This window comes from Gemmatimonadota bacterium (genome assembly GCA_009838645.1).
In the GTDB taxonomy this organism is placed as follows: domain Bacteria; phylum JAAXHH01; class JAAXHH01; order JAAXHH01; family JAAXHH01; genus JAAXHH01.
Map to the genome: position 1 here is coordinate 215,981 of VXRC01000049.1, position 15,376 is coordinate 231,356.

At 62.1% G+C, this 15,376-nt stretch carries 13 protein-coding genes and 1 tRNA gene; 5 read left to right on the top strand and 9 right to left on the bottom strand.

Features of this window, described 5'->3' with window-relative positions:
• The 5 genes from F4Y38_14880 to F4Y38_14900 form a co-directional block, all read right to left on the bottom strand.
• The gene (locus tag F4Y38_14880) at positions 1–2,241 is read right to left on the bottom strand and encodes a N,N-dimethylformamidase large subunit (protein MXY50566.1); all 2,241 of its coding nucleotides are present in this window, start codon (positions 2,239–2,241) and stop codon (positions 1–3) included.
• Positions 2,241–3,053, bottom strand: a complete 813-nt coding sequence (locus tag F4Y38_14885) for a phytanoyl-CoA dioxygenase family protein (protein MXY50567.1) — start codon at positions 3,051–3,053, stop codon at positions 2,241–2,243. The genes F4Y38_14880 and F4Y38_14885 overlap by 1 nt, the downstream gene beginning before the upstream one ends.
• A gap of 114 nt (positions 3,054–3,167) precedes the next feature.
• Positions 3,168–4,145: an LLM class flavin-dependent oxidoreductase gene (locus F4Y38_14890; protein MXY50568.1), complete on the bottom strand. Its 978-nt coding sequence runs from the start codon at positions 4,143–4,145 to the stop codon at positions 3,168–3,170.
• 102 nt (positions 4,146–4,247) lie between these two features.
• Positions 4,248–6,137 (bottom strand): hypothetical protein, encoded by a 1,890-nt coding sequence (locus F4Y38_14895; protein MXY50569.1) that lies wholly within the window; start codon positions 6,135–6,137, stop codon positions 4,248–4,250.
• Between the two features lie 214 nt (positions 6,138–6,351).
• Entirely contained in the window at positions 6,352–7,281 is a 930-nt protein-coding gene (locus tag F4Y38_14900; GenBank protein MXY50570.1) for a sugar phosphate isomerase/epimerase, read from the bottom strand.
• Positions 7,282–7,379: 98 nt separating this feature from the next.
• On the opposite strand from F4Y38_14900, the gene F4Y38_14905 reads away from it, so the two are divergent.
• From F4Y38_14905 to F4Y38_14915, 3 genes are all read left to right on the top strand, one after another.
• Positions 7,380–8,324, top strand: coding sequence for an ABC transporter substrate-binding protein (locus tag F4Y38_14905; GenBank protein MXY50571.1), 945 nt, complete (start codon positions 7,380–7,382; stop codon positions 8,322–8,324).
• 62 nt (positions 8,325–8,386) lie between these two features.
• Positions 8,387–10,579 carry an ABC transporter ATP-binding protein gene (locus F4Y38_14910; GenBank protein ID MXY50572.1) on the top strand — a complete coding sequence of 731 codons (2,193 nt, stop codon included), beginning with the start codon at positions 8,387–8,389 and terminating at the stop codon, positions 10,577–10,579.
• Positions 10,580–10,582: 3 nt separating this feature from the next.
• Positions 10,583–11,062 (top strand): DUF1854 domain-containing protein, encoded by a 480-nt coding sequence (locus F4Y38_14915; protein ID MXY50573.1) that lies wholly within the window; start codon positions 10,583–10,585, stop codon positions 11,060–11,062.
• Between the two features lie 68 nt (positions 11,063–11,130).
• On the opposite strand, the gene F4Y38_14920 is transcribed toward F4Y38_14915, so the two are convergent.
• The 4 genes from F4Y38_14920 to F4Y38_14935 are packed head-to-tail and all read right to left on the bottom strand — an operon-like array spanning position 11,131 to position 13,775.
• A complete protein-coding gene (locus F4Y38_14920; protein ID MXY50574.1) occupies positions 11,131–11,502 on the bottom strand; it encodes a hypothetical protein in 372 nt (123 codons plus the stop codon).
• A 49-nt stretch (positions 11,503–11,551) separates the two neighbouring features.
• Positions 11,552–11,863, bottom strand: coding sequence for a hypothetical protein (locus F4Y38_14925; GenBank protein MXY50575.1), 312 nt, complete (start codon positions 11,861–11,863; stop codon positions 11,552–11,554).
• Positions 11,864–11,916: 53 nt separating this feature from the next.
• Positions 11,917–12,687: an SDR family oxidoreductase gene (locus F4Y38_14930; GenBank protein ID MXY50576.1), complete on the bottom strand. Its 771-nt coding sequence runs from the start codon at positions 12,685–12,687 to the stop codon at positions 11,917–11,919.
• Between the two features lie 14 nt (positions 12,688–12,701).
• On the bottom strand, positions 12,702–13,775 hold the full coding sequence (locus tag F4Y38_14935) for an alcohol dehydrogenase catalytic domain-containing protein (GenBank protein ID MXY50577.1): 1,074 nt from the start codon (positions 13,773–13,775) through the stop codon (positions 12,702–12,704).
• A 146-nt stretch (positions 13,776–13,921) separates the two neighbouring features.
• Here F4Y38_14935 and F4Y38_14940 point away from each other — a divergent pair.
• Positions 13,922–13,994, top strand: a tRNA-Arg gene (locus F4Y38_14940).
• A 66-nt stretch (positions 13,995–14,060) separates the two neighbouring features.
• Entirely contained in the window at positions 14,061–15,362 is a 1,302-nt protein-coding gene (locus tag F4Y38_14945) for an amidohydrolase family protein (protein ID MXY50578.1), read from the top strand.
• The last annotated feature ends 14 nt before the right edge of the window (positions 15,363–15,376 follow it).

Genomic DNA, 15,376 nt, shown 5'->3' on the forward strand with positions numbered 1-15,376 from the left:
TCAGGGCCGGCCAGGCCGACCGGACCGACCTTTGGGTTCGGCGGCCAGGAACCGGTGCAGCACGTTGGACACAATCCTGGAAATGTCGTTGTCGGCATCGTTGTACAGCAGGCTGCCGCAGAAGGTGATGGATCCCGTGGAGAAAAGCTGGCTCCCGGAGTCCGATTTCTGGTAAACCATGTCCGCCCGGACCAGTTTCTCAGGTAGCTCCCCGGACCAGGTCGTGATGTGTGTGAGCAGCTCTTCGGGAACGGGTATGAAGGATTCGTGGTGGTTTTCGGAACTCGCGATGACGCGGGTGTTTTCGGGGGTGCCCAGCCGGGAGTCCGCGCGGTCGAGTTCGAACCCGGCGGCGCCGTTTCCGCTGAACCCGTAATCGCCCACGGTCTCGCCCTCCACCCCCTCGAAGATCCACGCGGTCTCCGGGTTGGCACGGGCGTTCGGATCAATGCGATAGTACGATCCATGGAAATTGCCCTGGGCCGAAAACCCCACACCGGCAAGCTGCTGCGGGGGACGGTTGTTCCTGCGCCAGAGTCCGCCGTAACCGCCGTCAAAGGCCTGGAAGTACTCGCCCGGTTCGGCCGCCCAGGCCCGTATGCCGCCTTCGTTCCGGCGTATTTCGAGGGTCCCGTTGCCCTCCGGGTGGACGGCGATGCGCCAGTAGAACCCGTTTCCCCCCAGGTACATGAAGTGGCCGCCCTGTTCCCGGAAATGGCGCAGGGCGTCGAGCGTGCGCGGCGTATGGTACTCTGGATGTGAACCCGTGGTTACGGCGCGGTAGCCTTTAATTGCCTCGACACCGTCGTCGTGCAGTTCCTGGTCGGTGACGATGTCGTAAGGGATACCCTGTTTCTCGAGCCACGCGTACAGGTGAGTGTCCGCCTGAAGGTGCCTCAGCCCGGAGCAGTCGCCTTCCGTGGCACCGAAAGTGATGTAGCCCGGGCGGAGCGAGAACAGCGGGCGCCGGTGGTTGGCGTGGCAGATGCCGCTGCCGTCCCGGTGAAAGTTGTAGGTGGAAAGCCCGTATTCCGGGTGGACGGCGGGATTCCAGGGATAGGCGTTCCATTCGCCGATCCGCTCGAGCCAGGAAGGATGGTAATTCGGACGGGCGTGATTGCCGTATACGGTATAGGTGAAGGTAGACGCGAGGACGCAGAGATCCGCCGTGGGCCCGCCCCGTGGCGCACAGACGTAAAACGGCATCATGTCCTCGTGTTCGCCGCACCGAATGCGGGCCGCGTAGAGTCCCGATCGCATGCCGTCCGGGATTTTGAAGGTGAAATCCGTCTCCCATCCGAAGTCGTAGATGTCGTCGTCGTGGAAGTGGATGGCGCCGTACTGATCCGGTGCGTGCTTCCAGGACATTTCCTCGCCGGTCCACCTGGAACCGGTCATGGCGCGGGCCGGCATGTTGACCAGGCGGCCGTGCAGGCCCTTCGGCCCGACGTCCACGATCCGCGTCGAACCCGTGTCCTGGGCGAAGTCCCATAGGGCCCACGCGCCTCGATGGCCATTGACGTCGTATTCCTGGTGGTCGGTTTCTTCCACAGGGATGTCGACGAGGGATGGCGCTTCGATCTTGCCATTGAAGTGGCCGTGAACGGGATCGCCGTCCTGTCCACCGATGATGATCCGGGCCAGGTCGCCCAGGGGAACGGGGCCGACGGCCTCAACCGTGATATTGGACGGTCCGGGAGGTGCATGGATTGCCCGGAACCCCACACTCACAGTCCAGCTTCCGGCATCGTAGCTCGCCCACACCCGATACCATTGCCGGGTCTTGATCGGCTCGCTTCGACAGACGGTGCGGGTCTCCCCGTTCGTCGATGAACGGACGACCGCGGTCAAGGCGCTGCGGTCCAGGCAGAGGCTGAGGACCGGCTTTCGTCCGCCGGTTCCACAACTGACGATGCCCTGGTCCGCCTTCTCGGGGGTCGTGGGCCATATCGTGGCGGTAAGGGTAAGGCCGCTGACCGGGCGGAAGCGGCCGTCGAGGGGGATGACGGCGTAAGAGCCCGGGTGAAACGGCTGGGACCTGGAGGGGTATTCGCCCTCGAAGGGCAGGCCGGCTTCCTCCAGCTGCAGTCCGGGACCGGCAGGATTGGGGTCGGCGCATATCACGCGAACGAGGCTGGCCCGGAAGGGTTCCGCGGCTGCGCTGCTGACCTTGAAGGCAATTTCGTCGCCGGGCCGTCCGGACAACCGGTCGGTGTAACCCAGCAGGGGAATGTCGGCCATCAGTTACCCGGGAGCAGTTCGTCGCCTTCTCGCCGTTCGCGGTACCCGCAGACCATGAGGCCCGGCCGTCCGAAGCTCTGACCGTACTCCTGCCGGTTGTCCGGGTTCCGGTAGCCCATGCGCACGAGCCTGCGGGGCCGTTTCGTCTGGTTGATGTAGGAGCCGTGCACGGTGTCGATGCAGAAGATGACCACGTCGCCGGCCCGTGCCGGTACCGCCACCGTGTCTTCCAGCTTGTACTCGTCCGTCGGCAGATGAGGCGCGCAGGGACCTTCTTCCGATTCGGTGATGTGCTGCAGATGGCCGGATTTGTGAGATCCCGCCAGGAATCGGATTTCGCCGTTTTCGTGACGGGTGTCGTCCAGGTGGACGAGTACGTCGATGTACCGGCCGTCGTGATGGCCGTAGAAGGGGTTGTCCTGGTGCAGGGGAAAGGGATGTCCGGTCTGGGGCGGCTTGATGTGCAGCGTGGTGTGGTGCAGCTCCACGTTCGGCCCAAGCAACTGGGACAGGGCCTCGACCAGCCGAGGATTGGCGACGGCTCGCGACCAGGCCTGGGAATAGAAGTGCAGGTCGTGCATGGCCGTCAGTTTGGATTTGGCCTCCGTCTCCGGATCCATGTAGGCCAGGCGCCAGGGACCGTTCCATCCCGGGCTCGTGAACGCCCAGTCCTCGACGAGCCGGTCCATCTGATCCGACAGTTCTGCCGTCTCTTCCGGCGTGAATACCTCCGGAATGTGGAGAAATCCATTATCCTGGTAGAACGCGATCTGCTCGTCGCTCAGCACGGCTTGTTCCATGACCACGGTCATGACAGATGCTCCTTGTTCGGTTGTCGCGAGCGGGGAGTTGAGGCCATCACAATGTAGTCATTCTGGTTCCTGCAGGCAATCCAATTTGAAGCGATCTACCTGAATCGCGGCAATCTACCCGTACACATCGGACAAAAGTTCATAGGACCGCAGCCGGGCTTCGAAATCGTGAGTGATCGTCACGGCCATGACCTCTTCGGCTCCGAACTGGCCGGCAAGCCGGTCGATGGTGTCCCGGACCTGGTCCGGACTGCCCACGGCCGCCAGGCGGAACTTGTCGTCCAGAAAGGCTTTCTCGGCTTCGCTGAAACGATGCTTTTCAGCCTCCTCCATGGTGGGTACGACGTTGCTGGGCTTGCCCGAGGCGAAACGGGCGAAGAGCAGGTCGCGGCTGAGTGCGAGGCGTTTGGCCTCCGCCTCGGTGTCGGCGCAGATGACGTTGATCGCGATGCAGGTCTCGGGCTGCGGCGTCTGGGCGGAGGGCTCGAAGTAGTGCCGGTAGAATTCGAGGATGCGCGGGTCGATGTTGCTGTTGATGAAGAGGGCGAAATTGTAGGGCAGTCCCAACCTGGCGGCGAGCATCGCGCTTTCCGGACTGGACCCGAGCATCCATACGGGGGGCGGAGACTGGATGGGCGGCGTGACCCGAGGCTCGAAATCCCTGTTCTGAAGGATCTCCACCAGCTGGGCGACGAGTTCGGGGAACGCTTCGAACCGGGGTCCCGCGCCAGGCGCCAGCATGCGGGCGGTCTTCATGTCGCCGCCGGGCGCCCGTCCGACCCCCAGGTCGACCCGGTCCGGATAGAGATTCGTGAGCACGGCAAAGCTCTCGGCGACTTTGAAGGGGCTGTAGTAGGGCAGCATGACGCCCCCGGAACCGATCCGCATGTCCTCCGTGGCCGCCCCGATGGCGGCGAGCAGCACTTCGGGCGAACTGCCGGCCAGGCAGTGGGCGTTGTGGTGTTCGGACACCCAGAAGCGCCGGTAGCCCAGTCGTTCGGCCTCCCGGGCCATGGTCAGGGTTTCCTGGAAGGCCTGCACGGCCGTTACCCCATCACGTATGGGAGACTGGTCGAGAATGGACAGATTCATGATGGATTGACTGCTCCTTGCGCTTTGAACTATCTGTTGATGAACCGCGCCGCGCCACTACGGGTCGGACCAAACCGTACCGCTACGCCACGGGATACAACACTACCACCCATCCACGACATGGCCGGCACCCGGGAACCAGGCCACGTCCACGAGGAATGAGAGGAATACACCCACGGCGTAGCCGGCGAGAATACCGATAAACAGCGGCTGGCCCTTGCGATAGAGGGACACGCCCCCGAGGCGAAGGACCACGGATTTTGCGATCCAGACGATCAGGATGGACAGGAAGGCCATATCCGACGCGTAGGTGGTGACGATCCCGAATCCCACGGGATGAAGGGGCCAGAAGTGAAGCCGGTGATGGGCCCAGATCAGGAACGCCGAGATCAGGACGCCGCTCATTACCATGGTCAACTGGGATTGCGTCATGGCCTGGGGATTCGTAAGAAAAGTCTCCAATTGCGTCCAGTAACCTTTCGCCCCGGATTCAAAACCGCCGGCCTTGAGCTGGGACGCCCCCATGTCATACCCCAGGTAGAGCGTGTATAACAGGGCCGTCATGAATCCGATGGCCAGCGAAAGCGCGATGGCGCCGAACACCCCCTTTCCCACGCCGCCCACGACGTCGCCCACCTTGGCGGCATGGGCCATGGAACACATGCCGAGCGTCCGCCAGTTCCTGGTGAAGGTCTGGCACAGCCACATCCCCGCGATGGTCCGGGCGTTGATGTGCTCCGATCCGACGAATCTGAGCGTAATCTCGTTTGCGCTGTTGTAGGGCAGGTCCAGGGACGCCAGGCCGGTCTCCGCCACCACGCGGGTTACGCCAATGTAAAGGACCAGCAGCACGAACATCATGAGGGCTACGACCCAGAGCGTCATGCCCGCGCTCCACAGGAGGAAAACCATGTAAATTGTACCGCCGGAAAAAGATAGCACGGCCGTACGGTATGTGAAGAACTCCCGCGAATCGTCGATTTCAGGGGCCCTTCCCAGGGCTTTCCGGATGACGTCGCGGATATGCCTTCGTGCCATCCACAGCCCGAACAGCACGAAGATCAGAAAGCCGGACAGGTGCTGGAAGTGCATCATTTCCTGCGGACCCGGCACGCCGACGCGGGTCATCACGCCCTGCTGCACGATGCGGATTAGGTAGAACAGCCAGACGCTGAGCAGCACTTCCACCCTGGTGAAGTAGGCCACCCCGATCAGCAGGAAGTTAAAGCGGACCTGAATGGGATGAAACCCCTCGTACAGGGTCAGCGGGAAGGCGTGTCCCGCGCCGAGGGGGATGGGGGGCATGAGGCCGAAGAAGTCGAATATGTTCCAGGTCATGATGAACAGCGTGATGCCGAACCCCCACCAGAACAGTTTCACCCGGGCAATTCTGGGTAAAAGGGCCTTTTCCTCCGCGCCGTCTACCAGCGTCAGCGGCACCTGGGCCAGGGGGAAGGCCAGGCGCTCGTGTTCGACCCACTGCTTCCGGAGCATGACCATGATCGAGGCGCCGACCAGGAACAGGGCAATGTAAAACGTCACCCACCAGAACATGGGTACGAACCAGATCTGCCAGCGGATGTTTCTCGTGGAATACACGCCTTCGTAGAACTGGTTCAACCCGCCCAGGTGGTTCGGGACCACCAGCCAGGACGGCAGATAGTCGAGGAACAGTTCCGCCCACCGGTTTTCAGGCGTGGCGTGGTAGAACGGGCCGCTGATGATCGATACGGCGTAATTACTGAAGGCCCAGCCGGGTATGACGGAAGCCGTGAAGACCAGGAAGAAGATCATGATGAGTTCCTGGCTGGTGAATGGACGGCTGAAGCCCGAGATTTTCAGGCAGGGATTGACCAGCAGGACCATCAGGAGGAAGGGCAGCAGTGCCGCCACCGGCAGATGGGTGACCGTGATGAATGACCCGCGCGTAACGAATTCGGAGGAGATCGACCAGATGGTCAACAGAATGGTGAAGACGCATCCGATCACCACGGCCCGGAGGGTGAGTCCGGCGGAAACGGGCCGCGCTACGGGAGTTGCGGAGGACCTTTCCCGATCGGAGTGTGGCAATGTGGCTGTGGACATGGCAGCAGGGGATGTGCGGGGCTGACTGTGGTGCGTGTCGCCCGATTTGTTCGTCGGTTCCGATCCACGCGCATACTGCGTATTTACTTGCATACTGCGCATTTGATTGCTTACTGCGCATTCACACGGCTTCCACGCACGCCCGAAGCTTTGCCAGTCCTTTTCGTGCCGTGGCCACCGGCCCTTCGGCCCAGTAGGCGGGATTGAACAGTTCGAGCGACAGCATGCCCCGGTATTCCTGCCGCACCAGGCTGGCGACGATTTCGTCCCAGGGCGCCTCGCCGTCTCCGGGATAGACCCGGTGCTCGTCTTCGATGTCCGCGCGCGGCGGGTCGGAAGGATAGTCGTTCACGTGGACCAGACCCAGGCGGCCGGGATCGAGGTAGTCCATCCCGCGCTGGTGCCCGCTTCCCTTGTACATGTGAAAGATGTCGGTCAGCAGTCTGGCGTCACGCACCCCGCTTTCGGCAGCCACGAGCAGGGCTTCTCCGACCGTTCCCAGCGTCCGGGACACGCCCCAGAACTCCAGCAGGGGTTTCGGGGAGAAATTGGAAACGGCATCCGTCAGTTCGGCGAATCTCCGTACCACGGAAAAAAGGTCGACTTCCCGGTCGTGGATTCCCTTCGGGGCCGTGGCTACGAAAGGGCAATCCAGGATCTGCGCCATTTCGAAACACCGCCGCGCCTCTTCCAAACCAAGGGCGTGGCGGTCGGCCTCGGGCACTGCCCATTCGAAAAAGGCGATCAGGTTCACGATCCGGATGCCCCGGCCGGCGGCGTGGTCCCGCAGTTGCGGCAGCGTACCGCCCCCTTCGACCCAGGCATCGATTTCCTCCACCCAGGGTTCGATCCCGTCATATCCGGCGTCGGCCGCGATATCCACGTATTCCAGCACGGAAACACCGGGCGACCGGATCGTGCTCGTATTGAGGCAGTAGTCAAAGCGTCCCATCGTAAGCTTCCCTCCGAGATATGCTTCACTTCGAGCGACCGTCATTTCAACCGATAAAGGGTCGGGCACGGACGGTGCAACGGCTATGTCCATTTGCATGGTTCAAGCTTCGAATCAATTTAGTGCATGTTATAAAAAAAAGTACCGTTTTAACCGTCTTCGCCTATATTGTATATCGCTGTAAACAGTAACCTTCCATGGTGACAACCGGTACGACTGTGAGGCACGTTTCGCGCTTCCCGAGGTCTGTTCTTCTCCTTTGCTTCCTGCTGATTTCCAGGGTTGCTGCCGGTCAGATGACCGAGACGGATGCCATCGGATCCACCGTGACCCTCCACGTCACGCCGGAGCGCATCGTATCGCTCATTCCCAGCAATACCGAATTGCTGTTCGCCGTCGGAGCGGGAAGTTCGGTCGTGGGGGTCACGACCTACTGTGATTATCCGCCGGAAGCCCGTGAAATCGAGAAGATCGGCGACGTCACGGCCATGAGCCTCGAGAAAATCGTGGCCCTCGATCCGGACCTCGTACTGGCCTCGAAGGGAAACGCCAGAGAACTGATATACAGCCTGAAGGCGCTGGACGTCCCGGTGTTCGTCCTAGACCCCCAGTCGATCGAGGAGGTGCTCGATGCGATCGGCACGGTGGGCAAGCTTACCGGTCGGGAAGAAGCGGCAAGCGGGCTCCTCGACGGATACCGTCAGCGGCTGGCCAGGGTGGCGGAGCGGATCAGCGGCCTGACCGAAGGTGAACGTCCCACGATTTTCGTCGGCAGCCCCTTCCGGGACGAGAACTGGACCCCCGGTCCGGAAACGTTCACCTCGGCCGTGATTCAACGGGCCGGCGGGCGGAACGTGGCCGACGACCTGGCACCGGGTACCTGGGCGGTGTACAACCTGGAACACATCGTGTCCAGGGATCCGCAGGTCCTTCTTTCCACGCTGGGCGAAGGACAGGACGCGGAGGAAGTCCGTGCGAGATACCTTGAACGGGCGAAGTCGCTGAAAGGCTGGCAGAACCTGGACGCCGTGCGCAATGAACGCGTCGTCCTGATCACCGAAAACTGGCTGCTTCGTCCCGCGCCAAGACTCTTCCTCGCGATCGAGACCCTGGCTGCCGCCTTGCATCCGAACCTGTTCTGAGGTACCTGGCCTATTCCTGACTGTAGATATGGAACGATACTGAACCCAACCGCATCACTTCCATGCCGCTAATCAACAAGATACCATCCGAACTGACCCGTCTGATCCCGTCCGGCGCGCCCGCTGGCGAGGACAGGGCCGACCTTCTCTTTGCCTGCAAGACGGACCTGGGGCCGGACGGCCGGATCGATGAATCGATGCTGGCCGTGACCAGGCGGCACCTGGTGGTTGCAACCCGGTCCGACGGTACGTGGACGCTGACCCATACCCTGTCCCTTGCGGAGATCACCGGTCTGACCGTGGAGCCCCTGGTCGGTGCGAGCGCGCTCGTGGCCGAGGTGGACGGGAAGAGTATCCGGCTGCTTCGGTATACCCATGCCGTGGCGCAGGACATGACCGACGCCGTCGAGTCCCTGTTGCATCTGATCGGCCCGAACGGAAGTACGGATCACACCGAGCCCGTGGCCGAGGAACCGGTTCCGGACTGGTCGAGCCGCGAAGCCCACTTGCGCACGTTCGGGCGCCTGTGGTCTTTCTGCCTGCCTCACTGGAAAACGCTGGTCATCGCCATGGTGGTCACGGTCGCCGCGTCGGCCATCGACTTGCTGCCCCCGTACCTGACCATGATCCTCGTCGACCAGGTCCTGGTGGACCAGAGCATGTTCATCTGGCTTCCAACGATCGTCGCGCTCCTGGCCGTATCCCGGATCGTGCATACCGCGGTGACGATTATAAGCGGGAGAATGCTGGCCGTGCTGGGCGACCGCCTGGCCTATGACGCGCGGTCCGAACTGCTGAACGTCCTGCAGCTCCTGCCTTTGAAATACTACGACATGCAGCAGACGGGCGGTCTCATGGCCCGCATCGCCCGGGACGCAAAGTCGATCCACTACTTCTGGATCGATTTCGCGCCGCAGGTGGTCCAGCAGGGGCTGCTCGTGATCGGCATGACCGCGGTGCTGTTCTACCTCAACTGGGAACTGGCGCTCCTCGTCCTGATCCCCATTCCGGCCATCATCTTCGCCTCGATCCATATCAAGCGGTACCTGATGTGGTTCTACGGCAGGTCGTGGGACAGCTGGGCGACCTTCTTCGAGCGGGTGAACGACGCGCTGGCCGGCATCCGGGTCGTGAAGATCTTCGCCCAGGAAAAGCGGCAGAGCCGCGACATGCAGCTCGAGAACGAGAAGGTGTTCACGGCCGAACGCAACATCCATGTCCGATCGCGCACGGTGCGCCCGCTGCTCGCTTTCCTCGTGTCCGTGGGCGGACTGCTCGTAATGTTGTACGGTGGCCTCCTGGTGCAGTCGAACGCTATGACGGTCGGCATGCTGGTGGCCTTCTTCCTCTACCTGGCAATGTTCTACAGTCCCGTGCAGCAACTCACGGGCATGGCAGACTGGATTCCGGAGATGATGACGGCCATAACCCGGACCTTCGAGGTCATCGACAGCCCCGTCGAGGAATACACGCCGGCCGATATCGTGGACGTACCCCGTTTCGAAGGACGCCTGGAGCTTCAGGACGTCAACTTCGGCTACGTGGCGCACCAGCCGGTGCTCAAGGGGATCAACCTGCACGTCGAACCGGGCGAGATGATCGGGCTCGTGGGGCACTCGGGCGCCGGAAAGTCCACCCTGATCAAGCTGATGTGCCGGTTCTACGACGTGGACTGCGGACGGATCCTGATCGATGGAACCGATGTGCGCCGGATGGACCTGACGCAACTGCGCAGCCAGATCGGTTACGTGGAGCAGGACCCCTTCCTGTTCGCCGGTTCCGTGGCCGACAATATCCGCTTCGGCAACCAGGACGCGTCCCGGGAGGAGATCATCGAGGCCGCCATCAACGCGAACGCCCACGAGTTCATCGTCAAATTGCCGGACGGTTACGATACGCCCGTTGGCGAGCGGGGCGGCAGGCTTTCGGGCGGGGAGCGCCAGCGGGTCGCGATCGCCCGGGCCATCCTGCACGATCCGAGGATCCTGATTCTCGACGAACCCACGTCGGCCCTCGACCTGGAAACGGAGAAGAAGATCCAGGAAGCCCTGGGACGGCTCATGGAGGGCCGCACGACGCTCGCCATCGCCCATCGCCTGTCCACCCTGAGAGACGCCGACCGCCTGCTCGTCCTGAAGAACGGTGAGCCGGTGGAGTTGGGCACACACGAGGAACTGCTGGACCGGCAGGGCGAGTATTACCGCCTGGTCCAGTTGCACACCAACGTCTCGAGCATCGTGGGCGTGGAGGGGTAGGACATGTCCATTCTCGACCCGACCGCCGTTCACCTCGAGCGGCGGGACGACCAGCCGCCCACCCTGTCCATCGCGGGCGATCTGTTCTTCAACGTCAAGATACGACAGGCTTTTCCGCTTTCGCAGGAGAGCCGGTACATCACCTTCTTCGACCAGGAAGACGAGTACCTGGGCATCCTGGCCGACCCGGGAGCATGTGACGAGGAAACCGGTCGCATCATCCGCGATGAGATCGAATGGCGCTATTTCCGCCCGAGGATAACACGCATCGTGGAGATGGAGGGTCGGGGAGGGACGTCGCTGTTCTCCGTGGAGACGGACCGCGGCGAAGTGAAGATCCCGATGCGGGACCTGAGGGAAGGCATGGTGGAGTTGTCGCCCGGCCGTATCCTGATCACGGACGAAAACGGCAACCGGTACGAGATCCCCGACCTCGACCGGCTGGACCGGCGCAGCCGCCGCCTGATTCGCCGTCTGATTTGATGCTTAACCCCGCCTGATCTGACGACGATTTCGTACGGCGCCCGCGCGGGCGTCCGTCGTGATCCCCGCTAATTCAACAGGATCGGCGCGATCTTCGCATAGGCCGTTTTGAATCCCAGCACGGCCAGGTAGATCCCCACGCCCAGCAAGACGATCAGGATCGTGCCGATGGCGACCAGGAGCGATTTGCTCGCGGCGAACCGGACCTTGAGTTGTTCTACTTTGGCGTAGATGTCCGGATACTTCTTCTCCAGGCGGGCCAACATGCGCTGGGCAAAGGCGTAGCGCGTGGACAGGATCGTCAACCCGATGACGATGAACAGCACGCCCTGCAGCAGCGGCAGGAACAGGCCCAGGACCCCGATGACGAGAAAGGTCCATCCGAATACGTCCTGGGCTATGCGTAGAAGTGGTTTGCGTGCTATCTGCTCGTTTCCAATCGTTTAGCGGTAGATCCGCCCGGTAACGGTTCGTCCTGTCGCATCCAGATCAATCCAGAAACGCGAGGGCTTCCCGCATTTCGTCCAGGTCCTTGGCGTCGCCCTGGCGTTCCGCCACGACGATCCCCTGCTCGTAACATCTGCGGGCTTCATCATCGCGGTCCAGCTGTTCGTAAACCCGTCCGGCCTGGTGATAACCCGCCGTGTAGTCCGGCGATGCCGCCATGAGCCTTTCGAGGATAACCGCCGCTTCTTCGAGCCGGTGCGAACTCACGTATTCCAGCGCGATCGCGTACTGAATGAAGGGATCGCCGGGATCCTTACTGGCGAGTTGTTCAAGCTGTTCGAGGCGCGAGTTCATGCCGCGAATCCTCCTCGAATCGGTGTATCTACTTTGTATCTACTGCGTATAGCCTATATCAGCGAACGGGACTGGCAACCGTCCACGTTGATGCAGGCGCCGGTCACCCAGCTTGCCCGGTCGGATGACAGGAAGACTACCACGTCCGCGATCTCTTCGGGCTTGCCGAAGCGTCCGGCCGGAAGTTCCTGTTCTATGAATTTGCCGATGCCCTCCGGGTCCGCGTCCAGCCTCTTCTGCCAGTTGCCGCCCGGGAATATGATTGAACCCGGCGCCACCGTGTTCACGCGGATGCCGGTCCTGGCCACTTCCTTGGCGAGCGTTTTGCCCATGGAGATCTCCGCGGCCTTCGTTGCGTTGTAGGTGGCGGGGCCGCCCGCTTCGCGTCCGAAGATCGAGGAAATCGTGATGATCGACCCGCTTTCCTGCGCGCGCATCGCAGGGAGCACGGCCCGCGTCGCCCGGACCGCCGCGAACATGTTCAGGTTGAATACGTGAAGCCATTCGTCATCGGAGACATCGTCGAAGGGATTCCAGACGCTGCCGCCCACGTTGTTGACCAGGATGTCGATGCGTCCCCACCGCGCCAGCGTCGCCTCCACGACCCGCTCAATACCTTCGGCAGTGGTCAGGTCCCCGGCCGTCGCCAGCGTCTCGACGCCCGTCTGTGCGACTTCCTTCTCGGTTTCGAGCAGTTTCTCTTCGCCTCTGGCACTCAGGCTGACGTGACATCCCTCTTCCGCCAGGCCCAGGGCGATCGATCGTCCAATGCCCCGGCTCGAGCCCGTTATCAGCGCGACTCTGTCCTTTAATCCCAGGTCCATTTCAAGTCCTTTCTTTAGTCAACCGGTTCGAACAGTATCTTCATGCCTTCTCTGTTCAACAGCCGGTGGAATGCGTTTTCCCACTCGGTTAAAGGAACCACGTCCGACACGATGGGTTCCAGTTCGATCCTGCGTTGATCCAGCATCACCATGGTGCGGTCCCAGGCATCCAGGGATCCGGCGAAGGAGGTCCGTATATCGATTTCCTTCAGTTCCGCCGGGAAGAAATCCACCTCGAAGGGTCCGCCGTGCAGGCCGATCTGCATGATGGTGCCCTGCTTCCTGACGAGTTCGATGGCCGAGCGGGTCGCCGCCGCCGATCCGGAACATTCGTACACCACGTCGGCGCCGTAGCCCTGGGTCCGGTCTCGGACGAGATCGAGCAGGTCGACCTCTTCGATGTTGACGGTCTCGTCGGCCCACCGCGCGCCGAGTTCGAGCCGGTCTTCATCCGCCGAAGTGCCGGTCAGGATGACGTAGGCGCCTTCCGCCTTCGCCACCTGCGTGGTAAGCATGCCGATGGGGCCGGGTCCGGTCACCACCGCCACGTCGCCGGCGGTAACGGAAGTACGTATGGAAACGGCCTTCACACAGCAGCATAGAGGTTCGCTCAACGCGCCGATGGTGAGATCCAGGTGTTCCGGTATCCGCCGCAAGGCCCAGGTGGGCATGACCACGTACTTCGTAAATACGCCGTGCACCCCGCTGCCGATGGACAGGCGGCTGTCACACAGGCTGTGCTGGCCGGCCACACAGTACCGGCACACGCCGCAGACGACGGTGGTCGGAATGCCGGTCACCGCGTCGCCCGGCCGGTATTCGTCCGTGCCGGCCACCTCGTCCACGATGCCGGAGAACTCGTGGCCCATGATCACCGGCGGGTTGTAGGGATACTCGTCCTTGTAGATGTGGATGTCCGTACCGCAGATGCCCGCGGCCCGGATTACCACACGGACCTCCCCGGAACCAGGCTCCGGAACCGGCATGTCCCGGACTTCCATGTTGACCGGTCCATAGTCGTATTTAACCAGTCCTTGCATCCTCGAATCCTCGCTAACACCGTACAGGATTTCTACCGCTCGATGCATTGCCGAATTAGAGGTCAGAATATATGCCGGTGTACAGGAGATGACAAGATCATTCACTGCCCGGATGTCCGCATTAAGGCATTGACAATCCGGCAGGCAGGTACATATGTTGAGCACGGACCAAGCCGGACCGGAACTTCACTTCTGCCCCCGTAGCTCAGTGGATAGAGCAACGGTTTCCTAAACCGTTGGTCGGGTGTTCGACTCACCCCGGGGGTATTCCCGGTCTATAGTCTGTCTCTCATGTTTCCCCGCTTCCCCGTGCACATCCGCAGGAGGGTCTTCATGTCCGATCTGTCCCGGTACATTCAGGAAACGCCGCTTATCGACACCCATGAGCATCTCAGGTTCGAAGAAGACTGGGTAGCCAACGGGCCGGACGTGTTGCAGGACCTCTTCGAGAACTACGTCCCTGCGGATCTCGTGGTCGCCGGCGCTTCGCAGGAGGATGTCAACACCCTGCTGGATCCCCGGAAGGGCGAAGTAGCGGCGCGCTTCGAGCCGGTCAAGCCGGCCTGGGAGGCCGTGAAGCATACGGGATACGGTGAAGCGGTGCGCATCCTGGCAGAAGACGTGTACGGCATGGCCGAGATTACCGCCGACGGCCTGGCGGCGGCACAGGCCGAGAACGACAGACTGCGGGGCCCCGGCCAGCGCCTGGCGCTGTTGCGGGACCGCGCGGGCCTGGATCACGTGCAGATCGACAACTTCGTCTGGGCGTGCGAACCGGATGTCTCCGGACCGGATTTCTTTCTCTACGACCTGTCCTGGGTGGGATTCTGCAACGGCGAGGTGCCCGTGCAGAACATCGCGGAGGAAACGGGGATTACGGTGGACAGTCTTGGCAGCCTGCGCGAGGCCATGGCCGCCATCTTCGCGAAGCACGGTCCCCACGCCATCGCGGTTAAGGCGCAGCACGCCTATTCCAGGACGCTCCGGTGGGAGGAGCGCAGCGACGAGGAAGCGGCAAGGGCCCTGGATATCGTGCTGAGTAATCCCGATGGCGCACCGGAGGAAGCGTCATTGTGCCTGGGCGACTGGGGCTGGGCGCGGGGCGTGGAATTATCCATCGAACATAATTTGCCGTTCAAGATCCACACAGGTTACTACGCGGGTCACAGCCGGATGCCGGTGGACCGGATCAAGAGCGGGAATCTTTGCGGACTGCTGGCCCGCTACCTCGACGCCCGGTTCGTGCTGATGCACATCGCCTATCCCTACAGCCACGAGTTGATCGCCCTTGCCAAGCACTATCCCAACGTCTGGGTGGACCTCTGCTGGGCCTGGTCCATCGACCCTTTTAGTTCCTGCGATTTCGTCCGCCGCTTCATCCACGCCGTACCGATCAACAAGCTGTTCGCTTTCGGAGGAGACACCGGCTGGCCCACCAGTGCCTATGCCTATGCCGTGCAGGCGCGAAGGTGGCTCGGCCGCGCCCTGGAAGGCGAAGTGAACGACGGCCTCCTCACCGAAAAACAGGCGATGGACGTAGCGCTCCGGCTCATGCAGACCAACCAGCGGGAGTGTTTTGATATCAGCGGAACGTGGGCGAATATCGCGCGGTCCCTGGAATCCGTCGGAGCCTAAAAACGGGTTGCGAT

Bases quoted from the DNA above. Each gene is read 5' to 3' on its own strand.
- F4Y38_14880 (MXY50566.1), bottom strand. From the start codon at position 2,241: ATGGCCGACATTCCCCTGCTGGGTTACACCGACCGGTTGTCCGGACGG.
- F4Y38_14885 (MXY50567.1), bottom strand. From the start codon at position 3,053: ATGACCGTGGTCATGGAACAAGCCGTGCTGAGCGACGAGCAGATCGCG.
- F4Y38_14890 (MXY50568.1), bottom strand. From the start codon at position 4,145: ATGAATCTGTCCATTCTCGACCAGTCTCCCATACGTGATGGGGTAACG.
- F4Y38_14900 (MXY50570.1), bottom strand. From the start codon at position 7,281: ATGCAAATGGACATAGCCGTTGCACCGTCCGTGCCCGACCCTTTATCG.
- F4Y38_14905 (MXY50571.1), top strand. From the start codon at position 7,380: ATGGTGACAACCGGTACGACTGTGAGGCACGTTTCGCGCTTCCCGAGG.
- F4Y38_14910 (MXY50572.1), top strand. From the start codon at position 8,387: ATGCCGCTAATCAACAAGATACCATCCGAACTGACCCGTCTGATCCCG.
- F4Y38_14915 (MXY50573.1), top strand. From the start codon at position 10,583: ATGTCCATTCTCGACCCGACCGCCGTTCACCTCGAGCGGCGGGACGAC.
- F4Y38_14925 (MXY50575.1), bottom strand. From the start codon at position 11,863: ATGAACTCGCGCCTCGAACAGCTTGAACAACTCGCCAGTAAGGATCCC.
- F4Y38_14930 (MXY50576.1), bottom strand. From the start codon at position 12,687: ATGGACCTGGGATTAAAGGACAGAGTCGCGCTGATAACGGGCTCGAGC.
- F4Y38_14935 (MXY50577.1), bottom strand. From the start codon at position 13,775: ATGCATCGAGCGGTAGAAATCCTGTACGGTGTTAGCGAGGATTCGAGG.
- F4Y38_14945 (MXY50578.1), top strand. From the start codon at position 14,061: ATGTCCGATCTGTCCCGGTACATTCAGGAAACGCCGCTTATCGACACC.